Genomic DNA, 25,216 nt, shown 5'->3' with positions numbered 1-25,216 from the left:
GAAGCCGGAGCACGGCGAGAGGGAGGATCCGGACGCCTTGGGAGACATCCGGATCCCGTGTCCTTCGGTGTCGGGCTCAGCCGGTGCGTTCGAGCTTGACCGTGTCGGCGCGGGCACAGCCGGCGCCACTGGCTGTGATCTCGATGTCCTGCCGGCCTGCTCCGAGCGTGAGCTCGTCGCCGAGTTGGTGCCAGCCGGTCGCGGTGTTCTTCTGGTCGAGGGTGTAAGGGGCCACCTGACCGTCGTGAGTGAGGGTCACCTTGGCCGCGGGGTCGCTGTTGGAGTCCTTGATGTTGTGAATCCAGACCCTGTACGTGCCGGGTGTCAGTCCCTCCGTGCTCCATCGGGCGGATGAACCGGCCGTACACGAGAAGCGGGACGTGGACTTGGCGAACGCGTTCCGCAGTCCGCTCGTGGTCCAGCCGGGTCCGGTCTCGGTGTAGGTGCCCGCCTCGGAGCCGTCGTTGTCGATGTAGCGGTCCTTCTCCGCGTAGCTGACGTCGCCGAAGAGGAGTTGGCCGGGCGCGGTCCGGGCTGTCGGAGGGTCGAACATGATGCTGGTCAGCCACAGGTTCATCAGGCCGCCCGGGCGGCTTGTCGCCGGATAGGCGAGCTTGCCGCCTGCATCCACCTGGTTCTTCCCGGGCACGGTCTTGCCGTCGATGTAGAACGTCACGCCGGTTTCGTCGTAGAGGAAGCCGTACGTGTGCCAGTCCGAGGTTGTGAAGCCGGCGAACCGGGCCGGGTCGACGGCGGAAGGGCTGTACGGCTGACTGCTGAGCGTCTGGTAGGGGGAGACACTCCAGTCGAAGATGTTGTGCCGGAGCTGCGACGTATTGCCGGACCCGTTCTCGAAGCCGTCGATCTCGGTCTTCCTGCAGTTGTCACCGGTGCCGCTGGTGTCGCCGCACATGGTCCAGAACGCGCTGTGCCAGCCGGGGGCGCTGGGCATCTTCACGCTGGCTTCGTAGTAGCCGTATCCGAATTTCCGCTTCGAGATCAGGCCGCCACCCGTCCAGTTGGCCGTGGTGCCGTCCTTGCACGTGACGGTTTCCTTCTTCAGGTCGATGACGAGATTGCCGCCGCTGGTCGAGACGTTGTCGGCTTGCTGGCAGCTGTATATCCGCTTGTCCGTCCGGAACTGCCACACGTCGGTGTCGACCGAGGCGGAGTCGAAGTCGTCCCGGAATCGCTCGGTGTAGAGAGCGCTGTCGGGTACGGGAAGGGTCTGTACGGCCGCGCTCGACGGCGATGCGGGCAGTACCGCCACCAGAGCGGCTCCCGCGGTGAGGGCCGCAAAGGCCGGGCGTCGCCTTGCTTTCACGTCGTTGCTCCTGTTCGTCGTGTGTGCATGCGGGGCGAGAGACAGGTCATGGCGACGTCATCGACACTGAAGGGCTGCTTGCAACCCTTGACGCCCCACTTGCCGGACGTCAGGGATCTGTCGGTGACGCTCATGACCTGTGCGCCGTTCAGCTTCGCGGTCAGCCGGGTGTCGTCGAGCTGGAAGGTCAGCGGATACGTCGTGCCCGGAGTGCTCGTCGTGTTGTGGCGGGCGAGTGTGGTGACAGCACCGCCCTGCTTCTTCACGAGTTCGATGCCGTTGTTCGACGGCATCAGACGCAGGTAGTAGCAGTTGTTGGGGTCCGTGCACCGGGCGGCGATGCCTGCCCCTCCCCCGGCGTTCGACAGCTTGACCGCTGCGGAGAGGGTGGCGCTCCTCCATCGCCGACGACAAGGAGCATCGACCACCTGGGTGCGCTCATCTTCATTGTGGATGCCTGATCCGCATGGTTGTGAAAGTAGAGCCAGAGATGGGGCGGGTCAATCGATCTGTGAGAACCCGGTTACATTGAGCATTTTCGTGAGCACTTCTCAACGCATCGCTGTGCCCTCGGCGTGTGACAGCAGTTCGAGGCTCCGACGCGTGGGAAGGGCCTCCCAGTCTCCGTGTGCGCCCACGCAGAACGCGCCGGTGGCGGCTCCTCGCCGGAGCCGGTCCATGTGCGGCAGTCCGTCGAGCAGGGCGGAGAGATAACCCGACACGAAGGCGTCCCCGGCCCCGATGCTGTCGACGACCGTGACCGGCAGGGCGGCCTGGTGCAGTACGTCGCCCCGTGTGTGGCAGTGGGCACCTTCGGCGCCGGCGGTGACGACGACCTCTGTGACGCCGAGGTCGAGCAGAGCGGCGACGGGCTGCGCGGTGGGCGCGAGGATGTCGAGTTCGTCGCGAGAGGCGAACACGATGTCGATCGAGGGCAGCAAAGCCCGTAGCGCCTCTGCCGCGTCCTCGCGGCTCCACAGCCTGCTGCGGTGGTTGACGTCCAGGCTCACCCGGACACCCGTGGCATGCGCGGTGCGGCCCGCCGAGAGGATCGCTTCCCGGGCCGCCGGGGACAGGGCGGGTGTGATGCCGGTCAGGTGCAGCACAGTCGGTGCGGTCGCCTCCAACGCCGCCAGACACTCCTCGGCCGTGAGCAGCGAGCCGGCGGATCCCTTGCGGTGGTAGCTGACCCGGGTGATGTCGTGCGCCGGCTGGTCGAAGGCGATGAACCCGGTGAACGACTCGTCCACGGACCGGACGAAACGGGTGTCGACCCCCTCGGCACGCAACGTCCGGCATATGAGGTCCCCCGGCTGGTCCGCGCCGACCACGCCGAGCCATGCGACGTCGTGGCCGAGCCGGGCCAGGCCGATCGCCACGTTGCTCTCCGAACCGGCCACGGACAGCTGCGCGGTGCCGCCGAGCGCCATGGGGGTGTGCGTGCGCACGGACACCATCGCCTCACCCATCGTCAGTACGCCGGTCATCGTCCCTCCTGTCCGCTGCGGGTGCGCGCGCCCGCGCTGCGGGAGCCGACCGATTCCAGGAACGTGGCGGCCCGCGCCGCCAGATCGTCCCGCGCCTGCCGGGTGCCGCTGCTCCCGGCGGAGCCCAGCAAGGGAGAGCCGACACCCACCGCCACAGCGCCCGCGGCGAGGTATTCGGACGCGGTGGCGGCGTCAACGCCGCCGACCGCGACGAGCGGCGCCTCGGGAAGGGGGGCGCGCAGTTCGCGCACATAACCGGGGCCGTGCAGTCCGGCCGGGAAGAGCTTCACGGCCCAAGCGCCCAGGTCCAGGGCGGTGATGACCTCCGTGGGAGTCAGCGCGCCGCACAGCAGGGGCGTTCCGGTAGCGGCCGCGCGGCGGGCGCCCTGCGTGAGGCCGGGGGTGACGACGAAGCCGGCGCCCGCGGTGGATGCGGCATCCGCCTGGTCGGCCGTCAGGACGGTTCCGGCGCCGAGGAGGACGCAGGGCGCAAGCTGCGACCTCGCACGGGTGATGGCGTCGAGGGCGCCCGGCGTGGTCAGGGAGACCTCCAGGGCCGTGACGCCGGCATCGACCAAAGTGCGCATGCAGCGCAGGGCTTGATCCGGTCCGTCGGCGCGGACGATGGCGAGCAGTCTGCGCTGTGTCAGCTCGTCGAGCAGGTGCACGGTTCCTCGCTTTCGTCAGCCCTGACGCCGGGTGGCCATGGCTGACTGAGTCGTTGTTGTGATCAGTCTCCCATGTGATGGATGCTAGATTCACCATGCGGAAGCAAGATGATTCAATGCGAATTGGCTACTCTGGAGGTGCCATGCGGATCACTCGGGTGACAACGTACGTCCTGAAGCAACCGACCGAGTCCCCCTATCTCGGAAAGCAGGACGACGGTTCCCTGCCGCGGGCCGAGCAGGGTTACTTCGTGCGACCTCCGTGGCGGAGCCTGTACTCCGCCCATATGGAGACCGTCCTGGTCCGCGTCTCGACGGACGACGGGGCCGAGGGCTGGGGCGAGGCGCTCGCTCCGGTCGGCCCCGAGGTCGTCGCCGCGATCATCGACCGCATGCTGGGGCCCTGGCTCGTGGGCCAGGACCCGCTGGCGGTGCGCCCGCTGTGGGACGGCATGCGCGACCTCATGCGTGAGCGCGGACACCTGGTGGGCCATCAGGCCGACGCGCTGGCGGCCTGCGACATCGCCCTGTGGGACCTCGCGGGCAAGGCATCCGGGCTGCCCGTGGCACAGCTTCTGGGCGGCATGTACCGCACCGAGATCCCCGCCTACATCTCCGGCCTGCCCGAACCCACCGACGAGGGCCGCGCCCGGCTCGCCGCCGACTGGGCCGCGCAGGGAGCGACCACGGTCAAACTGGCCCTCGGCAAGGGTATCGACGCGGACCTCGCCACGTACGACGCCGTGGCAGCCGCGGCCCCCGGGGTACGCATCGCCGTCGACGCGCACTGGGTCTACAGCCTGCCGGAGGCTCTGGAACTCGGACGCGAACTCGACCGCCGGCGCGCCCTGTTCTTCGAGGCCCCCATGGCGCCCGAGGACATCGCGGGCCATCGCGAGCTGGCCTCCAGGATCGTCACCCCGATCGCGGTCGGTGAAGCCCTGCGCAATCGCTACGAGTTCCGCGACTGGCTCGACCACCGCGCCACGGGTCTGGCCCAGCCGGACGTCGCGCGCACGGGCATCACGGAAGCCATGACGATCGCCACGCTCGCCGACGCCCGCCATGTCCCGGTGGCCTGCCATCACTCCGTGGGCCTCGGCGTCGCCCTCGCCGCGGGCCTGCATGTCTCGGCCGCGGTCGCCGACTGCCCCTTCTTCGAGTTCCAGCCGACGACACTGCCGTTCGCGCAACGCATCCTGCGCACTCCGATCACCGCGGGCCCGACCGGGTTCACCCTTCCGGAGGGGCCGGGGCTGGGCCTCGACATCGACCAGGACATCATCGACGACCTCACTCAGGGAGGCTGACCATGGCGCGTACCCGTACCGCGCTCGGACTTGTGCCGATTCTCGCCACGCCGTTCACCGACGCCGGCGAGCTGGATCTGCCCTCCCTGCGGTCGCTCGTGGAGTTCCAGCTCGCCTCCGGTGTGGACGGTGTGGCGGTCTTCGGCATGGCGAGCGAGGGCTTCGCACTGACCGCCGAGGAACGGGCCGTCATCCTGCGCGAGGTCAGGCACGTGGTGGGAGACAGCCTGCCGATCGTCGCCGGTGTCAACGGCACCAGCACGGTGGTCGCCGTCGAGCAGGCACGGCAGGCCGCAGCCCAGGGCGCCGACCAGCTCATGGTCCTGCCCCCGTTCCTCGCCAAGCCGAACCAGCAGCAACTCCTCGACTTCTTCGGGGACGTGGCCCGGGCGACCGATGCGACGGTCATGGTGCAGGACGCGCCCGGAGTCACCGGCGTCCCGATCGACGTGAACACCCTCGCCGCGCTGGGCCGCCTCCCCGGCATCACCTCCGTGAAGGTGGAGGCGCCCCCGACCCCCGTGAAGGTGGCGGCGGTGACCGGCACCGCCGGCGATCTCGCCGTCCTCGGCGGCCTGAACGCCGCCTCCTTGATGGAGGAGTACGACAACGGGAGCGTCGGCACCATGCCCGCCTGCGAGTTCGCCGATCTGCTCCGCGGCATCCTCGACGACATGGCCGCGGGCCGGCGCGCCGAGGCGCGTGGCGCGTTCGGACGTCTCCTTCCGCTGATCCACCTCGGCATGCGTCCGGGCCAGGCCTGGGCGGTCCACAAGGAGGTGCTGCGCAGGCGCGGGATCATCGCCTCGGGCCGGGTCCGGCTGCCCGCCCAGGAGCTCGAGCCGGTCACGTCCCGGGCCCTGGACGAGATTCTGGCCGAACTGCGGCTGCCCGCCGGACAGCAGGTTCTGGCGTGAGCCGCGCCGTGCTGCTGATCGGCAGCTCCTCACCGATCGGGCAGGCGATCGCCGGTGCCTTCGCGGAGGCGGGTGACAGGGTCGTCGGGGTCTCTCTGGAGGGCGACGCCGGTCCGCATCTGGTGGAGGGCCTCGCCCTCGACGCCGGCACCGAGGAGGGCGGCGACGCGGCCGTGCGCCGTACCGTCGAGCGACTCGGCGGTCTCGACGTCCTGGTGCTCGCCGCCGCCGTCATGGCCCCGGCGCCGGCACACGCCATGAGCGCCGGGGACTGGCATCACGGCATCACCAACACCCTGCACACCGCGTTCTTTCCGGCTCGGGCGGCGCTGGCCGTGCTGCCCCGCGGGGGCAGCATCGTCGCCGTGACATCCGTCAACGCCACGCTGGCCGCTCCCTGGCTCCCCGCCTACGCCGCGGCCAAGGCCGGGGTGGAGGGGCTGGTGCGGCAACTGGCCCTGGACTACGGCCCTCGCGGCATCCGCGTCAACGCCGTCGCCCCGGGAATCATCGACAACGACGACCTGCCGAACGTCACCGAGGGGTACCCACTGGGCCGGGTGGGCCGCCCCGCCGATGTCGCCGGGGCCGTCCTCTACCTCGCGGCTGCGGACTTCGTCACCGGGAGCGTCCTGCCGGTTGACGGCGGCCTGTCCATCGCCTCTCCCGCCGCGTTCCTCCGGCCCGACCTGCGCGACAGGCTCTTCGGCAAGTAGGGCGGACCGGCACATCACGTGCGGAGCGCGGACCCGTCGGCATGGGGTGTGCCCCGACGGGTCCGCGGGTGGGAGCGGCTACGCGGGCCGTTCCCGTGGGACACGTGCACGAGGCGCGGGCGGGCCGTGCACCCCTGCGTCGACGGCGTACGTCCAGCCGGACGAGGCCTCGCCGTCAACCGTGGCGGTACAGATCACCAGCAGGGAGCCGAGCAGCGCACAGGCGGTCGGCCGGGAGCACGGCATCGTGACGCGCCGCAGCACCTGTCCCCGCGGGCTCAGGCGGACGACGGCTCCGGCGTCCCACAAAGCCACCCACAGACAGCCCTCCTCGTCGACCGTCATCCCGTCCGGCACTCCGGCCGGAACGCCGAGCGGCGGGCCGGCCGGTACGAGGACGCCCTCGGTCGCCGTGCGCAGGCGGTGGATCAACCGGTGCCCGCTGTCCACCACGTAGGTGGTCGCGCCGTCGGGGCTCCAGCCGATGCCGTTGGCCGCGAGCATTCCGTCCCGGGCGACACGGCCGTGCAGGAACCCGCTGTCCCCGTCCAGGACATGGAGCCGGCCCCATGGCTCCAGCGGGCGGGGGACGCTCATCGAGCCCACCCAGAAGCGCCCCTCGGTGTCCACGGCACCGTCGTTGAGGCGGGCCCGGTCCGCGGCGGGCTCCAGCGTGACCAGCGGGGTGAGCGGCTCGTCCCCGTGCGAGCGCAGCACCGTCCCACCCGCGGCGAGCAGCCAGCCGCCGTCCTCGGTGCGCACCGCACAGCCCAGCGGACCGTGCACTACCGCCAAGGGTTCGGGCTCCGGTTCCCAGGTGTCCGCAAAGGCATCCGGCGACACGTGGGCGAGCCAGAGGCATCCGGCGACCAGGTCGACCCAGCTCAAGGTGCGTGTCACCGCGTCGAAGCGGGGCGCCTCCCCCAGCTCGGCCCGTGGGAACGGCGTGCGCACGATCTCGGTGTTCAGAGCGGTGACTCCCGGGCTACGGCAGCGGAACGCGCGGCTGGGGTGCCCGGGCCATGGTGAAGCCCAGAGCGACCGAGACCTCGTCGGCGGCCTCGATCACCATCAGCGCGAGTTCGCGTCGGCGCGCCGGATCGTCGAGTTCTGACAGCGGCCCGCTGACCGAGAGGGCCGCCACGACCTCCCCGCTGCGCCCGCGGATCGGAGCGGCCACACAGGCCCGCCCGAAGGCCAGCTCCTCGATCTCCGTGGCGTAACCGCGACTGCGGATCTCGGACAGCGCGCTCTCCATGGACGAGAGCTCGGTGAGGGTGTGCGGGGTGTACGCGACGGCGAGGCCCTTGGCGTAGTAGTCGCGCACGTGGTCGGGGGCCTGCGCCGACAGCAGTGTCTTGCCCATGCCGGTGGCGTGCAGCGGTGCGGTTCGTCCGGCCATGGTGAACGACTTGGGGGACTTCGCGCCCTCGAAGTTACCGAGGTAGAACAGCTGGTCGCCGCGGAGCTCGGCGAGGTTCGCCCCGAGGTCGGCGACATGGGCGAGGTTCTGCGCGATCTGGCGTGCGGCGCGGAAGACCGGCGAGCTGTTGAGCGCCACCGAGCCCAGGGTCACGGCGGTCGGACCCAGGCGGTACAGACCGGTCCGGGTGTCCTGCACGAGGAAACCCATGCGGTCGAGTGACGACACCATCCGCGACACTGTCGACTGTCCCAGGCCCGTCTGGGCACAGAGCTCGGAGATACGCAGCTCGCTGTGCTCGTCGGTGAAGCACGTGAGCAGTGACATGGCGCGCTCGACCGCCTGCGTGCCGGCGCCGGATTCGGCTGCCATGGTCCTCCTGTCCGAGGGAGAGAGCCGACTGTGTCATCGGCCATCCGCGTTGTGGGTTACGGTTTCACACTAACGTGCACCGCCCCTCATCGGTGAAGGGCGAGCTACGTGCGTCACCCCTGCTCGAGAGCGGTGTCCACCTTCTTCCGCAGTGCGTTGAGCCCGCTCTGCACACCCACCTGACCTGCCAGGATGGAAGCGACACCCTCACCGATCGTGGTGTCGATCTGGGCGGCGGTGGACAGCTTGTCCCAGGCGCCCGGACGGGAGTTCTCGGCGATCACACCGGCGAAGTCCTTCTGGAAGCTGTCCTTCTGGAGCTTCTCGATGCGGTCGGCGACCTTTCTGTCCGCCGGGGCCAGCGCGGACTGCTCGTACAGCGCGGTCGCCGCGCCGAGGTCCCCGGCCACGTGGGAGATGAAGTCCTTGCTGGTCTTCTCGCCCTTCCCGGCGCTGCAGAACAGGCCCGTGCCCCAGTAGCGGTTGTACGAGTGGCCGCCCTTGACGGCCGGCCGCTGTACGGGCCGGATCGCGGCCTGCAGGGCCTTGGAGCCGCCGTTGGACTTCAGGAACGTGTTGGCCAGCGGAGCGTCGTCGTACATGACGGCCTGCCCGCGTGCGAACAGGATGCGCGCGTCGGTACGCGCGACGCCCGCCTTGGTCAGCCCGGCGTCCTGGAGGTCCTTGTACCAGGTGACGGCCGCGACGCTCTCGGAGTCACCGATGGTGCACTTCAGGTCCTCGGTGACGACCTCGCTGCCCCAGCCCCACATCCAGTGCACGGCGTCCTTGAGGTCGGGATTCTTGGTGACCGCCGCATAGGGGATGAGGTCGCCGTCCTGGCGCTTGATCTTCTCCAGGACGGCGGCGAAGTCCTCGACGCTCATACCGTCCGTGAGGCCGACCTCGTCGGCGATCCGGCCGTCGCAGACCAGCCCGATGCCGGAGGCGGTCAAGGGCAGCATGTACAGCTTGCCGTCGACACGGAGCCCGTCGAGGATGCGCTCCGGCAGAGCCCTCCCCTTGGCCAGGTCGGAGACGTCGGCCAGGATGCCCATGGGGGCCAGCAGTTGCCAGGGTCCCTGGGCCACGCCCTGGAAGTCACCCGCCTTCGCGGCCAGCGCCAGCTGGGTGGCGGCCTGGTCGTAGGGGTAGACGACAGGCTTCACCGACTTGCCGGTCTTCTTCTCCCAGCCGGCAATGATCGACTGCCATGCGGCCTTCTGGGCGTTGTCGCCGAGTGCGTTGCCGTAGAACTTGAGCGTGTCGACGTCGGAGGCGGCGCCGTTGGCCGCGCTGCTGCCGGGGGTGGAGGTCGAGCAGCCCGTCAGGGCGAACGCTCCGGTGAGGCCGAGCGCGCCGAGGCCCGCGAGGAGTCCGCGCCGGGAGACGGGCTGTCCAGGGACGTTCAACTGGGACATGGTGGCTCCGTGTTGTCCGTGAGGTGAGGTGAAGGGGGGCTCAGCCCTTGACCGCTCCGGCAGCCAGGCCGGAGACGAAGTAGCGCTGAAGCGCGATGAAGATCAGTGCGAGCGGGAGCGAGGTGATCACCGACGCCGCCATCAGTGCGGGCCAGTCGCCGGATCCCTCGTGGATGAAGGCCGACGTCATGCCCACGGGAAGGGTCTGCTTGTCCGGGCCGGCCAGGGTCAGGGCGAAGAGCAGATCGCTCCAGCCGCGCATGAAGGCGAACATCGCCGCGGTGACCAGGCCCGGTGTGATGAGGGGGAAGACGATCCGGAACAGGATCGCCATGTTGGACAGTCCGTCCACCTTTGCCGCCTCGATGATCTCGTCCGGCAGCCCGTCGATGATGCCCTTGAGCAGGAAGACGGTGAGCGGCAGCGTGAACGTCGTGAACGCGAGGATGACGGCCGTGTACGTGTAGAGCAGGCCGGTTGCGCTGAACATCAGATACAGCGTGACCAGCAGGAGTGCTCCCGGGACCAACTGCCCGACCAGGAACATGACCATGAACAGGTTGCGGCCCCGATAGCGGAACTTCGACAGCGAGTAGGCCGTCAGGCCGGACACCAGGACGGACACCATCGCGGTCCCGGCCGAGACGATGACCGAGTTGCCGAGAGCGGCCAGCAGCTTGGTGTCGTCGAAGAACGCGCCGAAGTTCTCCAGTGTGGGATGAAACGGGAAGAAGGGCCGGTCCGCCGAGAAGACGTCCTCGCGGTGCATGAAGGCGGTGGCGACCAGCCAGTACACGGGCAGCAGCCCGAACAGCGCGAGTATCAGGAGCCCCAGCTTGCCGGGGCCGCTGAGCGTCGGCCGGGTGATGCCCTCGCCCACGTGGCGGGACCGACGGCTGGGCTGCAGGAATGACAGGGCGCTCACCGTCGCGCCTCCAGTTTCTTGTTCAGCAGGAAGTACGCGGCGCACACCAGAGACAGGGCCATCAGCCACAGCACACCCATGGCGGCCGCGCGGCCCAGGGAGAATTCGACGAACGCGTACTGATAGAGGCTGACCGCCAGGGTCATGGTCGAGGTGCCGGGGCCGCCGCCCGTCATGACGAAGATCATGTCGAAGGACCCGAAGTTGTAGATGAACTCCAGCATGGTCACCAGGGCGACCGGGCCCATCAGATGCGGCACTGACACGTGCCAGAAGCGCTGGGAGCGCGAGGCGCCGTCGATGGCCGCCGCCTCCAGCTGCTCACGCGGCAGGGTCTGCAGGACGGCGAGGACGACCACCATCACCCAAGGGAAGGTGTTCCAGGTCTTGGCGACGATCACGGCCGCCATGGCCGTCGCGGGCTCGCCGAGGAAGTCGGCCTGCGGCAGACCCAGTTGCGACAGGGAGTGGTTGATGACGCCGTAGCTGTCGTTGAAGATCCACGCCCACAGGAATGACACGACCACCCCCGGCAGCAGCCACGGGAGCATCAGCATCCCCCGCAGCACGGCACGCCCTTTGAGACGGGCGTTGAGCAGGAGCGCGAGCGCCACGCCGACCAGCAGAGGCAAGACCGTCGCGAACACGGAGAACACGAGCGTGGTTCCGAGGCGGTCTACGAACTCCGGCCAGACCTCGACGTAGTTGCGCAGGCCGGCGAACGAACGGTCGGGGCGCACCAGGGACTGCTCGTACAGGCTCGCCACCAGGGGGTACACCGCCACGACGAGGAAAAGCGCCACTCCGGGAGCCGCGAGCATGAATCCGAAGGTGCGGTCGCGCCCGGCGAGCGAGCTTCGCTGTCCGGACCGCCGCGAGGGTCGGGCCGCGGACTCCCGCACCGGTGGGGGTTCAGTGGTAATCGCCATGTCAACTCCTTGCGATGCGACGGCAGGACCGTATCGCAGAAGAGTTATCTAGTAAATGGATGGCAACTTCACAATCTGGGTTCGCAATATGCGTGGTGTGAGGGGGCCCGATGCCACGCATCCCGGACCTGCACCGCGCTGTGCCGCGGCGCCACGGGCCGGTTCCGAGCCACTCGACCCCCTGCGCGCCGGTGAAACGGCCACTCCCGCACGATGGTTGAGCGGTCGCCGAGGACGAAACACAGTGCTCATGCCCAATGAGCGATTGACACCCGCCGAGGGTGCGGTGCGGGCCTGCTGACGGATCCGGCGTCCGCGCATTGCCCTATCGCCCCATTGCCCCCTGGCAGTGATACGTATAACGTCGAAGTCTCCGCGAGGACGCTGAAGGGAGGGATGTGCCGTGACGACAGTCGCCGTGTCCCTATGCGTGCCCGCTCCTCGGGCGGTGCGCCGCCTGCCTGTCTTCGGTGACCACTGCTACCGCTGCGACTTCTACGGCTAGCCACCGGCCGCGGTGCGCTCGTCCCGTGCCCCTTCGGGCCCTGCCTGCGCTCCGCACTCGCTGCCACCCCGCGCTCAGCCGCGCAGCACGTCACCACCGCGCCCGGACGCCACCACGCCGGGCCCGCGAGTCACGACTTCAGGAGTGGACATGTCCTCACCCTCCCCGGCACCCGCACGCGCACTTCCGGCCCTCGGTCATGACGGCACCGACTGGGCCCTGCGGTACATGCCGCTGCTCGCCTCCACCGTCCGGCGTCACACGGCCGCCCTTGCCGGCAGGCGCATCGCGATGTGCCTGCACATCGAGCCCAAGACCGCCGCCCTGGTCGCCCTGCTCACCGAGGCCGGGGCCGAGGTGACGCTCACCGGGTCGCCCGGCACGACCCAGGACGACACCGCCGACGCGTTGCGTGCCGCCGGCGTCACGGTCCACGGCCGGCGTTGCGACGATCTCGCGGATCACCGCCGCAACATCGAACGGGTCCTCGCCTGCGAGCCGCACCTGCTGCTCGACAACGGCGGCGACCTCACCATTGCCGCGGTCGCGGACGGTGGCCGTGGCGGACTGCCGCATCTGATCGGTGGCACCGAGGAGACCACGACCGGCGGGCTGCGGATCCGCGCGCTCGGCACTCCGCCGCCGTTCCCCGTGGTCGTCATCAACGACAGCAGGCTGAAACTGCTCGTCGAGAACGAGTACGGCGTGGGCCACAGCATCGTCCAGGGGTTCATGAACGCCACCAACCTGATGCTGCCCGGCGTGCGGGCCACCGTGGTCGGCGCCGGGCCGTGCGGCATCGGTGTCGCCGACACCCTGGCCCGGCTCGGCGCCCGGGTCGGCGTGGCGGAACCCGACCCGTACCGCGCTCTGGAGGCGGTCATGCGTGGTCACGAAGTCGGTGAGCTCGTCGACCTCCTGCCCCGCACGCAGTTGCTCTTCCTGGCCACCGGTCGTCCCGGAGTCGTCGGCGCCGAGGAGCTCGACGCCCTGGCGGGCGGCGCGGTCGTCGCGGGCGTGGGCCATATGCCCTGGGAGTTGGACGAGGACGCGCTCGCCGCTCGCACCGTCGCGGTGACCCGGTTCGGCTCGGTCGAGGACGAACGGGCCGTACACCGGCTGCGCGACGGCCGGGAGATCACCGTCCTGGCCGGGAGCCGGATGATCAACCTGACCGCGGCCAAGGGCAATCCCATCCAGGCGATGGACCTCGGACTCACCCTCCAGGCCCGCAGCCTGGCCGCCGTCGCCACGCTCCCCCTCGAAGCCGGGGCACAGCCTCTCCCGCCGGAGGTCGACAGGGAGATCGCCGCGGACTTCCTCGCCCACCTCACCGCCTGACGGGTGCGCGGACGACCGTCCGTATCGGCCGTGCTCCTCCCTGCCGCCGCTGTGTACGCATCCCTTGCACTTCCTGAACCTCCTGTGTCCCTTCCACCTCTTGCATCCACATCTCGAAGAGGAAGCAGCTCATGACCTCTCCCACCGCCATCAGCAGGGGCCGCCGCGTCGAGGATCTGCGTCTCGGCTTCATCGGCCACGGCCGTCACGCCCGGGCCAACCTGTATCCCGCACTAGGGCTCGCGGGGGCCCGTCCGACCAGCATCGCGACCCGCCACGAGGACGCCGCGCAGGCCGCGGCCACCCTGCACGGCGCGCGTCACGGCCATGGCGACCACCGGCGGATGCTCGCCCAGGACGCACTGGACGCGGTGTTCGTCAGCGTCGCCCCCGAGGACCAGGCCGCCGTCACCGAGGACTGCCTCAGGGCCGGAGCGCATGTCTTCGTGGAGAAGCCCCTCGGTCTGGACGAGGCCGACGCCCGCCGGGTCGCCGCGACCGCGGATCGGTACGGCCGGCACGTCATGGTCGGCTTCATGAAGCGTCACGCTCCGCTCTACCGCCGGCTGGCCGAACTGGCCGCCGACGAGGAGCAGTTCGGGCGGGTGGTGTCGTTCCACGGGTTCTTCGCGTTCGCGCCCTGGACGGACACCCTGCGCGACGACACCTACCTCAAGTTCGGCGCCGTCCACATCCTGGATCTGGTCCGCGGGCTGTTCGGAGAGGTCGCCGAGGTCACGGGGTTCCGCAACTCCCGTGACGCAGACATCAGCATGGCTCTGACCCTGCGCTGCGCGAACGGCGTGGTCGGCAATCTGACGCTCGCGGGCGTACCCGCGTGGAGTCGCGAGCAGGAGGAGCTCACGGTCACAGGTACGCGGGGCTTCGTCCGCGCCGACAACCTCACCGCCCTGGTGCACCGGCAGGTCCCCGGCGCCGTCGAGGGGCCGGCGCCGGCCGAGGCCTGGCAGGGGCTCACCGAGCAGACGGTCCTGACCCACTCGGTCAACTCTCCTGCCTCCGGGGGGAGTCAGGACCTGTACCTGCGCGGTTTCGCGGGCGAGGTGCGCCACTTCCTGGACGCCGTCCGCCTGGGCACCGTGCCCGTCTGCTCCGCACGGGACAACGTCGCCACCATGGCCCTGTGCGACGCGGTCCTGGACCTCCCCCACGTCTGAGCTCCGGGCACGGGAACTGTCGCACCTTTCCCTGCGCCCGGCTCCTCAAGTTGCCGGGCGCACGGAAGCGGGCTCACAGGGGGACAGACCGTTGCTCCGCCAGGTGGTCACTGATCGCTCGGGCCGCCCGAGGACCCGCCGGGCAGGTTCGTGGGCGAGGCCAGGACTTCCTTCCAGAAGTCGATGAGGAGTTGTTCGTACCTCATGCCGAGTTCCAGTGAGGCCCGCTGGGGGGTTCCCGGACGCATGGTCGGGGCCTCCGTCTGCTGGCGATAGGCCGTCAGAAGCCTCTCATGGGTCGCGATCTGTTCCCCGGCCAGTCTGACGATCGCCTGCGTCACGGATGCCGACTGGCTCTCACCCCGGTCATGTCCGACAGGCTGGAAATGCAGCCGCAGTACGCCCTGGTCATGGACCTCGGCGGGCGCGTCCGTCGGAGTCTCCAGCCACGTGCGCAGCTGTTTTCTTCCCGCATCGGTGATGGCCAGGGTGCGGCGGCGCCGCCCGCTGGCCTCCCGGCGCTCGATGATCAGCCCGTGTCGCGCGAGCCGCCCGGCCTCCGCGTACAACTGGGAGCGGGGGAATGACCAGAAGTTGCCGATGCTTCGTCGGATCAACTGGTCGAGCTGGTAAGGGGTGGTCGCCTCTTCCCGCTCGGCCAACAGGCCCAGAACCACGTATGCGCTGATGGGCAGATCCGCCATGACGTTCTCCCGGATACCGCGGCCAAAGCCCGGAATATTACACATTGCACCATACAGCTTGCACCGTAAGAGGAAGGTCACCTTCTCCGGAGGGGCTCACGGGCGGGATCGGTACCCGAGAACGACAGGGCGGCAGTCGTCGCGAGGACGGCCACGACGACGGACCGGCCGACGAACACGTAGGCGCCATGGATGGCTTGACGTGCCTCGCCGAGGAGCCGAGGCAGTGCGCGCACGAGGCCCCGACACCGTGGCGGCACTCACGATGCCCAGGCAGAGCCGGGAGGAAGGCCGACACGACGGTGAATCTCCATAGCCGGCCTGCTCCATGTACGTGCCTCTCGCTATGGCCTTGCGGTCAGAAGGGGTAGTGCGCCTGCTCGGTCGCCAGCGTCACCCAGCGCGTGTTGCTGAAGGCCTCGATGCCCCAGCGCCCACCGAAGCGGCCGTAGCCGGAGGAACCGAACCCGCCGAAGGGTGCCTGTGGTTCGTCGGCGACGGACTGGTCGTTGACGTGGACGATGCCGGTACGGATACGGCGCGCGACCCTGAGCCCGTGTGTTCCGTTCTCGGTGATGACGCCGCAGGTCAGACCGTGCTCGGTGTCGTTGGCCAGCGCGATCGCCTCGTCGTCCGTCGTGAAGGGCGTGATGGCGACGACCGGGCCGAACGCCTCCTCGTGGTGCAGGGCCGCTTCCTTCGGCAGGTCGGACAACACCGTGGGCGGGTACAGCGCACCGTCCGGCCGGCCGCCCCCGGTCAGCAACCGCGCGCCCTTCGCCACGGCGTCAGCGACCTGCTCCGCCACCCGCTCCGCCGCGTCCGACGAGATCAGTGGGCCGACGACCGTGGACGGGCTGGTCGGGGCACCGGAGGCAAGAGTGGCCACGCGTGCCACGAACTTCTCGGTGAACTCGTCCACAAGGTCCGCGTGCACCAGCAGCCGGTCGGCGGACATGCAGATCTGACCGGAGTTCATGAAGACCGAGAACGCCGAGGCCTGGACGGCGTAGTCGACGTCGGCGTCGTCCAGGACGAGGACCGAGTTCTTCCCGCCGAGTTCGAGCAGGGCCGGCTTGAGGTGCTGCGCGGCGAGCGTGCCGATCACCCGGCCGACGCCGGTCGACCCGGTGAAGTTCACGGCCCGCACGCGCGGATCGGCGATCAGTGTCTCGGCGACAAGAGCGGCATCGGCCCTGTCGTTGGTGACCACGTTCAGCACGCCGTCGGGCAGACCGGCCGCCTTCAGGATGTCGGCGACGAACAGGCCGCAGGCGATCGGGGCGTCCTCGCTGGGCTTGAGCACCACCGTGTTGCCCGCGGCCAGCGCGGCGGCAACTGCCCTGACCCCGAGGATGAGTGGCGCGTTCCACGGCGAGAAGGCGGCGACCACACCTACTGGCTCCCGGACCGCCAGACCGAGAGCGCCGCGCTCCTGGGCGGCGAGGACGTCTCCGCGCGGGGCGGTGATCGCGGCAGCGGCCTCGCGCAGGATGTCGGCCGCCACCGCCACGTTGAACTGAGCCCACGGGCGGGTGCCGCCCACTTCGGCAGCCATGAGTTCGGCTGCTCCCTCGCTGCGGTGTTCCGTCAGCTCCGCTGCGGTGAGGAAGATCCTGCGCCGGGCGAAGGGACTCAGCGCCGCCCACTGCGCGAACGCCGCTTCGGCCGCGTCGACGGCGGCCGTGACGTCGTCCGGCCCCGCCGCGGCGATCGTCGCGTAGACCTTCCCGGTGCACGGGCCGATGTCCTCGGTGGTCCGTCCCGACAGCGCGGGGGCCTCCGTGCCGCCGATGATGAGAGCGCGATGCAGTGACATGTGTGGTTCCTCGTTCCAATGCGCCGTCAGGTGTCTGTCGGGGAGAGTGCGATGACGTCCAGGTCGCGGGGGACGACGAGCCTGCCGTCGAAGGTCTCGGAGGCCTGGCACCAGTCCCTTGTCGTCACCGTCGCCCGGGACCAGACGATGGAGAGCCAGGATTTTGGCTTTCGCGGCCGTGGCGGTCTCGACCAGCTGCCGCGGCGTGGTGTGCGCCCGCCGGTGGTGCTCCATCGGGGCGTCCCACACCTCGGGGTTGGGCATCGGATCCCGCACCGTCGCCGTGAAGTCCAGGTCGATCGCCTCGTGCAGCAGCGATCCTTGCCACGGGCCGGTCGCACGAGGTTGTCGCACGGCGCGGTGTCCCCCGAGACCGACACGGAACCTTCCGGCGTGGTGAAGGGGAACGCGTAGGCGGGAGCCGTGGGAGGGTGGGCGACCAGCGTCGCGGTAGCGGTCACCAGGTCGTCCCAGTAGACCTCGAAAGGCTCCATCGGCGGGGTGACGTCCGCGTCGGGATCGAACGGCCGGCCCCAGGGCTCGGCGGTGAACCAGAGCCGGACCTCACGCAGGACTTCCATCGGACGCAGGGCCTTTCCGTCGAACGGCACGTCAGGGGCTGTGCGGCTCAGAGCGCCGCCGCCAGTTCCGTGCCTCGTCGGATGGCGCGCTTGGCGTCGAGTTCGGCCGCTGTCTCGGCACCTCCGATGACATGGACGGCCTGCCCGGCAGCGCGCAGTTCGTCGAGGAGTTCGCGGTTGGGGTCCTGGCCGGTGCAGAGCACGACGGTGTCGACGGGGATGACGCGTGTCTCGCCGTCCACGGTGATGTGCAAGCCCTCGTCGTCGATGCGCTCGTAGGTCGCCCCGGCCACCATGGTGACTCCGCGTCGCCGCAGTTCCGTGCGGTGGATCCACCCGGTGGTGGTGCCCAGACCGGCGCCGACCTTCGTGGTCTTGCGCTGCAGGAGGTGAACCGTCCGGGGCGCGGTGGGGTGGGCGGGTTCCCGAAGGCCGCCGCCGAAGCGGTAGTCGGTGTCGACGCCCCAGTGCGCGAAGTAGACCTCGGGCCGCAGGCTCGCCCGGTCTCCCGGGTCGGTGAGGTAGCCCGCGACGTCGAAGCCGATGCCGCCGGCTCCGATGATCGCCACCCGCTGTCCGACGGGGACGTCGTCGCGCAGGACGTCCAGGTAGCTGACGACCTCCGGCCGGTCGACGCCCGGAATCGAAGCAGTGCGGGGCGTGATGCCGGTCGCGAGGACGACCTCGTCATACGAGCCGTCGACGAGGGTCTCGGCAGTGACCCGGGTGCGCAGGCGCACGTCCACCCCCGTCGCCTCCAACTGCACGCGGAAATAGCGGAGGGTCTCGTCGAACTCCTCTTTGCCCGGGACGCGCCGGGCGATGTTCAGCTGTCCGCCGATCGCCTCGCCGGCCTCGAACAGCGTGACGCTGTGCCCCCGTTCGGCGGCCGACAGGGAGAAGGCGAGCCCTGCGGGACCGGCCCCCACCACCGCCAGTCGCTTGCGCCTGCGGGTCGGGGACAGCACCAGTTCCGTCTCGCGGCCGGCACGCGGATTCACCAGGCAGGAGGTGACCCCTCCGCTGAACGTGTGGTCGAGACATGCCTGGTTGCAGGCGATGCAGGTGTTGATGGTCTCGGCGCGCCCGGAGCGGGCCTTGCTGACGAAGTCGGGGTCCGCGAGGAAGGGGCGGGCCATCGAGACCATGTCCGCGTGCCCTTCGGCCAGGACCCGCTCGGCCACGTCCGGCGTGTTGATGCGGTTGCTCGTCACCAGGGGCACGGTGACGGCTTCCATGAGCCTGCGGGTGACCCAGGTGAACGCCGCGCGCGGCACGGATGTCGCGATGGTCGGCACGCGCGCCTCGTGCCATCCGATCCCGGTGTTGATGATCGTGGCACCGGCCGCTTCCACGGCCTTGGCCAGCGCGATGACTCCGTCCAGGGTGCTGCCTCCGGGCACCAGGTCGAGCATCGACAGCCGGTAGACGAGGATGAAGTCGGGGCCGACGCGCTCGCGCACCCGGCGGACGATCTCCAGGGGGAAACGCGTGCGATTCTCGGGAGAGCCGCCCCAGCGGTCGGTGCGGTGGTTGGTCACGGGCGCGATGAACTCGTTGATCAAGTAGCCCTCGGAGCCCATGATTTCCACGCCGTCGTAGCCCGCGGCCCGGGCGAGTCCGGCGGCCTCGACGAAGCTCTCGATCGTCTCCTCCACCTCGTCGTCGGTCAGCGCGTGCGGCACGTATGGGCTGATCGGCGCCTGGATCGCACTGGGTGCGACCAGTTCGGGGTGGTGGGCGTACCGGCCGACGTGGAGCAGCTGGACGGCCACCCGGCCGCCCTCGCGGTGTACGGCTTCGGTGATCAGGGCGTGCTGCTCGACCTCTGCGACGGTCGTCAGTTTCGCCCCGTCCATGCGGGCGGAGCCGCGCTGTTCGGGCGCGATTCCGCCGGTGACGATGAGCCCGACGCCGCCCCTGGCCCGTTCCGCGTAGAAGGCGGCCATGCGCTCGAAGCCGTGCTCGGCCTCCTCCAGGCCGAGGTGCATCGAGCCCATGAGCACACGGTTCGGCAGCGTGGTGAAGCCAAGGTCGAGCGGGCACAGCAGATGGGGATAGGCGTTCATCAGGAATGGCTCCTTCGTCGAGCTCCGTGCCCTCAGTTGTAGAGCGGATCCCGCGTTTATGCAACAAGTTGCAAAAGACGAGGGACCGATGGGCCACCCGACCTCCGGCTCCAGACGGTCTCGATCTCAGCATTCCAGGCCGAACCATCGCGGTTCTAACGTGGGGAGGGTTATAGAAAGGGGAGAACCGTGACGGAAACGCAAACGGAAAACCACTACCTCAGCGGCAACTTCGCACCCCTCGCCGAGGAAGTGCAGGCGTCGGATCTGCCTATTACGGGTGCACTGCCCAAAGAGCTGAACGGGCGCTATATGCGGATCGGCCCGAACCCTCGGGGCGACATCGATCCGGCCATGTACCACTGGTTCCTGGGGGACGGCATGGTGCACGGAATTCGTCTGCGCGACGGAAAGGCGGAATGGTACCGAAGCCGGTTCGTCGACAGTGAAGGGTTCAGCCCCAACACCAATGTCCTCGCGCACAGCGGCCGTATTCTCGCCCTGCGGGAAATGGGAACGCCGTGCGTGGAGCTCACGCCCGAACTCGACGGTATGACCGTGTGGGACTTCGAGGGTGAGTTCCGGCGGGGGTCCACGGCGCACCCGAAGACCGACCCGGTGACCGGCGACCTGCACGCCATCAACACGGCCATCGGCGAGACCGGTTGCATGACCCGTTACGTCGTCATCGACCGCGCCGGAACGACCAGGCACAGCACCGAGATCCACGTCGAGGACATGCCGCTGATCCATGACATGGCGCTGACGGAGACCCGCGTCGTCGTGCTGGACCTGCCGGTCACGCTCGGAGCGGGACTCCGCCGCGTGAACGAGGGGCTACCGGTGACACAGGGCCTCATGACCTGGGACGATCAGCACCCGGCACGGGTGGGGATCATGCCGATCCGGGGGGCGGCACAGGAGATCACCTGGGTCGAGGTCCCCCAGTGCTACGTCTTCCACGTGCTGAACGCCTACGACAACGCCGACGGCTCCCTCACCCTGGACGTCGTGCGCTACGACGAGAACTTCCAGCAGGACCTGTACGGGCCGGGCGGCACGGTGCCGATCCTCGTGCGCTGGACGGTCAACCCGGCCACGGGGAACGTCAACGAGCAGGTGATGGGCGACTGGAGCGTGGAGTTCCCGCGCATCGACCCCAAGCTGGTCGGCCGCCCGCACCGCTACGGCTACTTCGCCGGTGTCGGCGCCCACGGCATCGAGGTCTCGCCCGAGGACGTGAAGCGCGCCCAGTCGATGGGCGGGTTCGAGGTGGGGCCCCTCGTGAAGGTCGACACCGTGGCCGGCAGCAGCGTGCGGTACGACTTCGGTCCGGGCCGGGTCACCGGCGAGCCCGCATTCATCACGCGTCCGAACGCCGAGAGCGAGGACGACGGCTGGATCATGTCTGTCGTCCACGACGCGAACACCGATCGGGGAGAACTCGTGATCCTCGACGCGGCGGACATCGCCGCCGGTCCTGTCGCGCGCGTTCACCTTCCCACCAGGGTTCCGTTCGGCTTCCACGGCAACTGGATCTCCGACACACAGCTCGCCTGAACACCGGTGCGTGGCTGCAGGGCACGTGCCTTGCAGCCGTCATCCGTCCGTGCGGCCGGCTCCGGCCGTCGGGGCGCGGGACCCGGCCGGCAACGTCCGGAAAGGCTCAGCCGCCGTGCTCCGCGCGGATCCGCTGCTTCAGCAGTTTCCCGCTCGCGTTGCGCGGAAGCTCGTCCACCAGGATGAGGCTCTTGGGGACCTTGTACCGCGCCAGCACATCGCGGAGCCGGGCGAGCAGTTCATCGGGGTCCGGCCTGATGCCGGCGTCGGGAACGACGACCGCGCGCCCGACCTCGCCCCACTTCTCGTCGGGTACCCCGATGACCGCGCACTCCGCGACGCCGGAGAGGTGAAGGAGGGCGTCCTCCACCTCGGCGGGGTACACGTTCTCGCCCCCCGAGATGTACATGTCCTTGATCCGGTCGGCGATGGTGATGTACCCGTCGGTGTCCATCCGGGCGGCGTCCCCACTGCGGAACCAGTCGCCGGTGAAGGCGGCGGCGGTGGCCTCGGGAAGCCCCCAGTAGCCCGGGCTGACCTGCGGTCCGCCGATCACCACCTCACCCGTCGCCCCCGGTTCGATGTCGGCCCCGTCGTTCCCCACGACGCGCACGTCGCTGAAGAAGACCGGCACTCCGGCCGAGCCGGCCTTGGTGACCGAGTACTCGGCGCCCACGCCGAGCGCCGCGGGCCCCACCTCGGTCATGCCGTAGCCCTGGAGGAACTTCAGACCGCGCTGCTGGTAGAGGGAGATCAAAGAGGTGGGCACCGGCGCTCCGCCGCAGGTGAGCAGGTGCAGACTGCTCAGGTCCGCCTCCGGCCAGCCGGGCTGACGTGCCATCAGGTCGTACATGGTGGGCACGCCGAACGTGAACGTGATCCGGTGACGTTCGATGTACGCGAGGACCTTGGCGGGGTCGAAGCCTCCGAGGATGTGGCAGGTGCCGCCCTTGAGGAAGACCGGCAGCGCCAGGAGGTTGAGGCTCGCGGTGTGGAAGAGCGGCGCGGAGATGAGCCCGCGTTCGGCCGACGTGATGTCGTTGTCGACGAGGACGTTGACGGCGTTCCATGTGATGTTGCCGTGGGTGAGCATGGCGCCCTTGGGCCGACCGGTGGTCCCCGAGGTGTACATGAGCATGCAGACGTCCGCGGACGTCACCGGCTCGTCGATGGGCTCGGTGTCGGCGGCGGCCAGGCGGGACTCGTAGTCGGCGCCGACCTCGATGGTCAACCGGGCCGTCACGTCGACCAGTTCGGCGCAGCTGGGGGCGCAGATCAGCGCCGTGGCGTCGCAGTCCTGCAGCTGGTAGGCGATCTCCGGCCCGGCGAGGCGGGTGTTGAGGGGGATGAAGATCGCGCCGAGCATCCCGGCGGCGAAGAGCGTTTCGAGAAGGGTCGGGTGGTTGGGGCCGAGGTAGGCGACACGGTCGTCGCGACCGATGCCGGCCGAGCGCAGTGCGTGAGCCAGACGCGTGGTCCGCTCGGCGAACTCCGCGTAGCCGACGCTGCGTCCCTCGAAGACGAATGCGCTCCTGTCAGGGGTTTTTCGAGCCCGCCGGGCAGGCCAGGAGCCTATTCCCTCGTTGCGCATGGGCGGGTGCCTCTCTCCACGGGGCCCGGAGTCGGGCCGTGTCCGACGTGAGGATCTTGGGGGTGACCTTCGGCGCGGTGCCGTCAGTCGCTCTCGTTCCACAGCGCGTCGATCAGCGCGGCGCAGCGGTCGCCGACCCCCGTCAGGTCGGTGGCGAGGCGGTTGGGGCTGTAGCTGAAGGAGAGACGTGCTTCGGGGTCCGCGACACCGAGGGCTCCGCCAAGCCCCGGGTGGCCGAAGGCCTTCGGGTTGGGCCACGGGTATCCCGAGTCGGAGGGGAGCGGGAAGCCGCATCCGTACCGCGGGTGCGTCCCCAGCGACGGGCAGACATTGGCCCAGCTCTCGGTCCTGGCCACCTCGACCAGCTCACGGGACATCAGGCGGACCCCGTCGAGTTCTCCGAAGCCTGCGAGCGCGGCGTACACGCGGGCCACCGCCCGGGCGTTGCCCTGGCCGTTGGATGACGGGAACCGGGCCATCAGGTAGTCCGGGTCGTTGTTCGGGTCCATCGTGGCCGGGCGGGGGCGAACGCGCCAACTGCGGTTCATGTTGGTGCCGGGAGTCAGCATCTGGTTGATCATCTCGACGTCGGGAGCGGCGATGATCTTCGCGGTCCGCGCGAAGTCCGCCCGGCGGAGCCCGAAGCGGTAGTCGACCCCGAGAGGCCCGGCGACCTCGTCGTCGAAGAAGTCCTCCAGGCGGCGTCCGTCGACGCGCCGGACGAGCTCGCCGAGCAGGAAGCCCATGCTCATGGAGTGATAGCCGCCCATGGTGCCCGGCTCCCACTCGGGCTCCTGGACCTCGAAGGCACGGATCATGGTGTCCCAGTCGAAGCCCGCACCGTCGGGCGCGGCATCCGCGTAGAGGAGACCCGCCTTGCCCTGCATCAGGGTCCGCACGGTGATGTCCGCCTTGCCGCCCTGGGCGAACTCCGGCCAGTAGGCCGCGACCGGCCGGTCGAGATCCAGCTTGCCCCGGTCGGCGAGCATCAGCACACACACGGCCGCCATGCTCTTGCCGACCGACATCATGCCGACGATCGTGTCCGCGCTCCAGGCGCGTCCCGTCGCGGGATCGGCGGTCCCGCCCCACAGGTCCACGACCTTCTCTCCGTCCTGGTAGACGCAGACGGCCGCGCCGATCTCCCCGCGCTCGCGGAAGTTCTCCTCGAAGGCTTCCCGCAGCCGCGCGAATTTCGTGTCCCAAGTGCCTTGGATAGACGGGCTGGACGGGGCGGCCGCTGCTGAATGAGAAACGGCCGCGAGGTTGTGATCACTCATTTGTCGGATCTCCTTTCAACCCGATCTCGACCATACGAGCCGTACGATTGAAACCAGAACATCGAGATTCAGACCGTCTCGATCCGGATATTGCGGACGATGGTTTCCTACGCTCGCCGACTTCGCGTGGAAAATTTGACGACGCCGAGGTCGTCCGGTACGAGAAGGCGGCCACGGAAGGTCTCGGACGCCTGGTCCCAGACATCGTCGGGAACGTCGCCCGGCACGAGATGATGCAGGGCGAGGATTCCGGCCCCCCGCGGCGGTGGCGATCTCGCCGGGCTCCCTCGACATGGTGTGAGAACGCCGGTGATGCGCCATCAGAGCTTCTCGCACCGAGGGACGGGGGCCCTGGCGCTGCTCGCACGATCGCCTCCAGGTCGATGGCTTCGTGCAGCAGCAGGTCCGTGTCCCGGGCCAGGCGCACGAGGTTGTCGCACGGCGCCGTGTCCCCCGAGATCGTCACGGAGCCCTCGGCAGTGGTGAACGGGAAGGCGAACGCCGGAGCGGTCGGCGGGTGGGCCGCCAGGGTCGCGGTCACGCTGACCAGCGCGTCGCGGTGGATCTCGAAAGGGTCCATCGGCGGTGCGAAGGACTCGCCTCGATCGCCGGGTACGCCGAACTCATGAACCGCGGCACCGGCCGGATCGAGCCGATGCTCGCCTGGCGCCGCGTCCGGGCGGAGTCGGCCCGGATGACGGGCCTGGTGGAGGACCTGTTGCCGCTGGCCCGGCTGGACGAGGGCCGCCCCCTGCAGTCCGCCGAGGTGGATGTGGCGGCGCTGGTCGCGGAGGCGGTGTGGGACACGCGGGCCGCCGGGGGAGACCATGAATGGCAGCTCGAACTCCGCCTCGACGACACGCCGTTGGTCCTGGGTGACGCGGCCCGGCTGCGTCAGGTGGTGGCCGGCTTCCTGTCCAACGCACGGGCCCACACCCCGCCGGGCACGACGGTGGTCGCCTCCGTCGAGACCGGTGCCGGCCGCTGTGCGATCCGGACCCTGGACGACGGCCCGGCGAGCAGCACCCGCACCAGGCCCTCGGTCCCCGGGGTGGGGTTCTCGGGAGTGACGACGGACCGGTCGCTCGATGTGCGG

Annotated in this window: 21 protein-coding genes and 1 pseudogene; 7 read left to right on the top strand and 15 right to left on the bottom strand. The window is 69.6% G+C overall.

What is annotated here, in order from left to right:
* Nucleotides 1-76: 76 nt before the first annotated feature.
* From ACZ7L5_RS30935 to ACZ7L5_RS30920, 4 genes are all read right to left on the bottom strand, one after another.
* Complete coding sequence (locus ACZ7L5_RS30935; protein WP_471520723.1) at nucleotides 77-1,324, bottom strand: family 16 glycosylhydrolase; 1,248 nt, start codon at nucleotides 1,322-1,324, stop codon at nucleotides 77-79.
* On the bottom strand, nucleotides 1,321-1,752 hold the full coding sequence (locus tag ACZ7L5_RS30930; protein ID WP_471520721.1) for a hypothetical protein: 432 nt from the start codon (nucleotides 1,750-1,752) through the stop codon (nucleotides 1,321-1,323). The genes ACZ7L5_RS30935 and ACZ7L5_RS30930 overlap by 4 nt, the downstream gene beginning before the upstream one ends.
* A gap of 123 nt (nucleotides 1,753-1,875) precedes the next feature.
* Nucleotides 1,876-2,811, bottom strand: coding sequence for a sugar kinase (locus ACZ7L5_RS30925; protein ID WP_471520719.1), 936 nt, complete (start codon nucleotides 2,809-2,811; stop codon nucleotides 1,876-1,878).
* Entirely contained in the window at nucleotides 2,808-3,479 is a 672-nt protein-coding gene (locus ACZ7L5_RS30920; protein ID WP_471520716.1) for a bifunctional 4-hydroxy-2-oxoglutarate aldolase/2-dehydro-3-deoxy-phosphogluconate aldolase, read from the bottom strand. The genes ACZ7L5_RS30925 and ACZ7L5_RS30920 overlap by 4 nt, the downstream gene beginning before the upstream one ends.
* 158 nt (nucleotides 3,480-3,637) lie before the next feature.
* On the opposite strand from ACZ7L5_RS30920, the gene ACZ7L5_RS30915 reads away from it, so the two are divergent.
* The 3 genes from ACZ7L5_RS30915 to ACZ7L5_RS30905 are packed head-to-tail and all read left to right on the top strand — an operon-like array spanning nucleotide 3,638 to nucleotide 6,422.
* Complete coding sequence (locus tag ACZ7L5_RS30915) at nucleotides 3,638-4,789, top strand: mandelate racemase/muconate lactonizing enzyme family protein (RefSeq protein WP_471520714.1); 1,152 nt, start codon at nucleotides 3,638-3,640, stop codon at nucleotides 4,787-4,789.
* Nucleotides 4,790-4,791: 2 nt separating this feature from the next.
* Nucleotides 4,792-5,706 carry a dihydrodipicolinate synthase family protein gene (locus ACZ7L5_RS30910; RefSeq protein ID WP_471520712.1) on the top strand — a complete coding sequence of 305 codons (915 nt, stop codon included), beginning with the start codon at nucleotides 4,792-4,794 and terminating at the stop codon, nucleotides 5,704-5,706.
* Complete coding sequence (locus ACZ7L5_RS30905) at nucleotides 5,703-6,422, top strand: SDR family NAD(P)-dependent oxidoreductase (protein WP_471520710.1); 720 nt, start codon at nucleotides 5,703-5,705, stop codon at nucleotides 6,420-6,422. Before ACZ7L5_RS30910 ends, ACZ7L5_RS30905 begins: the two co-directional genes overlap by 4 nt.
* A 78-nt stretch (nucleotides 6,423-6,500) precedes the next feature.
* On the opposite strand, the gene ACZ7L5_RS30900 is transcribed toward ACZ7L5_RS30905, so the two are convergent.
* From ACZ7L5_RS30900 to ACZ7L5_RS30880, 5 genes are all read right to left on the bottom strand, one after another.
* On the bottom strand, nucleotides 6,501-7,376 hold the full coding sequence (locus tag ACZ7L5_RS30900; RefSeq protein WP_471520708.1) for an SMP-30/gluconolactonase/LRE family protein: 876 nt from the start codon (nucleotides 7,374-7,376) through the stop codon (nucleotides 6,501-6,503).
* A 31-nt stretch (nucleotides 7,377-7,407) separates the two neighbouring features.
* The gene (locus tag ACZ7L5_RS30895; RefSeq protein ID WP_471520706.1) at nucleotides 7,408-8,217 is read right to left on the bottom strand and encodes an IclR family transcriptional regulator; all 810 of its coding nucleotides are present in this window, start codon (nucleotides 8,215-8,217) and stop codon (nucleotides 7,408-7,410) included.
* A 113-nt stretch (nucleotides 8,218-8,330) separates the two neighbouring features.
* Nucleotides 8,331-9,638: an ABC transporter substrate-binding protein gene (locus ACZ7L5_RS30890; protein WP_471520705.1), complete on the bottom strand. Its 1,308-nt coding sequence runs from the start codon at nucleotides 9,636-9,638 to the stop codon at nucleotides 8,331-8,333.
* Between the two features lie 40 nt (nucleotides 9,639-9,678).
* Nucleotides 9,679-10,563 carry a carbohydrate ABC transporter permease gene (locus tag ACZ7L5_RS30885; protein WP_471520703.1) on the bottom strand — a complete coding sequence of 295 codons (885 nt, stop codon included), beginning with the start codon at nucleotides 10,561-10,563 and terminating at the stop codon, nucleotides 9,679-9,681.
* Nucleotides 10,560-11,492: a carbohydrate ABC transporter permease gene (locus ACZ7L5_RS30880; protein WP_471520701.1), complete on the bottom strand. Its 933-nt coding sequence runs from the start codon at nucleotides 11,490-11,492 to the stop codon at nucleotides 10,560-10,562. The genes ACZ7L5_RS30885 and ACZ7L5_RS30880 overlap by 4 nt, the downstream gene beginning before the upstream one ends.
* A gap of 655 nt (nucleotides 11,493-12,147) precedes the next feature.
* Between ACZ7L5_RS30880 and ACZ7L5_RS30875 the strand changes: the two genes are divergently transcribed.
* Both ACZ7L5_RS30875 and ACZ7L5_RS30870 read left to right on the top strand, forming a co-directional pair.
* On the top strand, nucleotides 12,148-13,338 hold the full coding sequence (locus ACZ7L5_RS30875; protein ID WP_471520699.1) for an adenosylhomocysteinase: 1,191 nt from the start codon (nucleotides 12,148-12,150) through the stop codon (nucleotides 13,336-13,338).
* Nucleotides 13,339-13,469: 131 nt separating this feature from the next.
* The gene (locus ACZ7L5_RS30870) at nucleotides 13,470-14,516 is read left to right on the top strand and encodes a Gfo/Idh/MocA family protein (protein ID WP_471520697.1); all 1,047 of its coding nucleotides are present in this window, start codon (nucleotides 13,470-13,472) and stop codon (nucleotides 14,514-14,516) included.
* A gap of 107 nt (nucleotides 14,517-14,623) precedes the next feature.
* On the opposite strand, the gene ACZ7L5_RS30865 is transcribed toward ACZ7L5_RS30870, so the two are convergent.
* From ACZ7L5_RS30865 to ACZ7L5_RS30850, 4 genes are all read right to left on the bottom strand, one after another.
* Nucleotides 14,624-15,220 carry a PadR family transcriptional regulator gene (locus ACZ7L5_RS30865; protein ID WP_471520695.1) on the bottom strand — a complete coding sequence of 199 codons (597 nt, stop codon included), beginning with the start codon at nucleotides 15,218-15,220 and terminating at the stop codon, nucleotides 14,624-14,626.
* A gap of 77 nt (nucleotides 15,221-15,297) precedes the next feature.
* The gene (locus ACZ7L5_RS30860) at nucleotides 15,298-15,456 is read right to left on the bottom strand and encodes a hypothetical protein (protein WP_471520693.1); all 159 of its coding nucleotides are present in this window, start codon (nucleotides 15,454-15,456) and stop codon (nucleotides 15,298-15,300) included.
* A gap of 122 nt (nucleotides 15,457-15,578) precedes the next feature.
* On the bottom strand, nucleotides 15,579-17,039 hold the full coding sequence (locus tag ACZ7L5_RS30855; RefSeq protein ID WP_471520691.1) for an aldehyde dehydrogenase family protein: 1,461 nt from the start codon (nucleotides 17,037-17,039) through the stop codon (nucleotides 15,579-15,581).
* Between the two features lie 628 nt (nucleotides 17,040-17,667).
* Nucleotides 17,668-19,689 (bottom strand): oxidoreductase, encoded by a 2,022-nt coding sequence (locus tag ACZ7L5_RS30850; RefSeq protein ID WP_471520689.1) that lies wholly within the window; start codon nucleotides 19,687-19,689, stop codon nucleotides 17,668-17,670.
* A 189-nt stretch (nucleotides 19,690-19,878) separates the two neighbouring features.
* On the opposite strand from ACZ7L5_RS30850, the gene ACZ7L5_RS30845 reads away from it, so the two are divergent.
* Nucleotides 19,879-21,249 (top strand): carotenoid oxygenase family protein, encoded by a 1,371-nt coding sequence (locus ACZ7L5_RS30845; protein ID WP_471520687.1) that lies wholly within the window; start codon nucleotides 19,879-19,881, stop codon nucleotides 21,247-21,249.
* A gap of 106 nt (nucleotides 21,250-21,355) precedes the next feature.
* Here the strand turns inward: ACZ7L5_RS30845 and ACZ7L5_RS30840 are convergent, their stop codons facing one another.
* On the bottom strand, nucleotides 21,356-22,840 hold the full coding sequence (locus ACZ7L5_RS30840) for an acyl-CoA synthetase (protein ID WP_471520685.1): 1,485 nt from the start codon (nucleotides 22,838-22,840) through the stop codon (nucleotides 21,356-21,358).
* Between the two features lie 83 nt (nucleotides 22,841-22,923).
* Nucleotides 22,924-24,120, bottom strand: coding sequence for a serine hydrolase domain-containing protein (locus tag ACZ7L5_RS30835; protein ID WP_471520683.1), 1,197 nt, complete (start codon nucleotides 24,118-24,120; stop codon nucleotides 22,924-22,926).
* 595 nt (nucleotides 24,121-24,715) lie between these two features.
* On the opposite strand from ACZ7L5_RS30835, the pseudogene ACZ7L5_RS30830 reads away from it, so the two are divergent.
* Nucleotides 24,716-25,165: pseudogene (locus ACZ7L5_RS30830) on the top strand (sensor histidine kinase family protein); the annotation flags it as partial.
* Between the last annotated feature and the right edge of the window lie 51 nt (nucleotides 25,166-25,216).

The sequence above is a fragment of the Streptomyces sp. NPDC107528 genome, from assembly GCF_055639295.1.
Note: the sequence above shows the minus strand (reverse complement) of the source record. Positions and strands in the feature narration are given on the sequence as shown.

Excerpts from the sequence above, each read along its gene's own strand:
- ACZ7L5_RS30925 (WP_471520719.1), bottom strand. The coding sequence starts at position 2,811 with ATGACCGGCGTACTGACGATGGGTGAGGCGATGGTGTCCGTGCGCACG.
- ACZ7L5_RS30910 (WP_471520712.1), top strand. The coding sequence starts at position 4,792 with ATGGCGCGTACCCGTACCGCGCTCGGACTTGTGCCGATTCTCGCCACG.
- ACZ7L5_RS30895 (WP_471520706.1), bottom strand. The coding sequence starts at position 8,217 with ATGGCAGCCGAATCCGGCGCCGGCACGCAGGCGGTCGAGCGCGCCATG.
- ACZ7L5_RS30890 (WP_471520705.1), bottom strand. The coding sequence starts at position 9,638 with ATGTCCCAGTTGAACGTCCCTGGACAGCCCGTCTCCCGGCGCGGACTC.
- ACZ7L5_RS30880 (WP_471520701.1), bottom strand. The coding sequence starts at position 11,492 with ATGGCGATTACCACTGAACCCCCACCGGTGCGGGAGTCCGCGGCCCGA.
- ACZ7L5_RS30875 (WP_471520699.1), top strand. The coding sequence starts at position 12,148 with ATGTCCTCACCCTCCCCGGCACCCGCACGCGCACTTCCGGCCCTCGGT.
- ACZ7L5_RS30870 (WP_471520697.1), top strand. The coding sequence starts at position 13,470 with ATGACCTCTCCCACCGCCATCAGCAGGGGCCGCCGCGTCGAGGATCTG.
- ACZ7L5_RS30865 (WP_471520695.1), bottom strand. The coding sequence starts at position 15,220 with ATGGCGGATCTGCCCATCAGCGCATACGTGGTTCTGGGCCTGTTGGCC.
- ACZ7L5_RS30855 (WP_471520691.1), bottom strand. The coding sequence starts at position 17,039 with ATGTCACTGCATCGCGCTCTCATCATCGGCGGCACGGAGGCCCCCGCG.
- ACZ7L5_RS30850 (WP_471520689.1), bottom strand. The coding sequence starts at position 19,689 with ATGAACGCCTATCCCCATCTGCTGTGCCCGCTCGACCTTGGCTTCACC.
- ACZ7L5_RS30840 (WP_471520685.1), bottom strand. The coding sequence starts at position 22,840 with ATGCGCAACGAGGGAATAGGCTCCTGGCCTGCCCGGCGGGCTCGAAAA.
- ACZ7L5_RS30835 (WP_471520683.1), bottom strand. The coding sequence starts at position 24,120 with ATGAGTGATCACAACCTCGCGGCCGTTTCTCATTCAGCAGCGGCCGCC.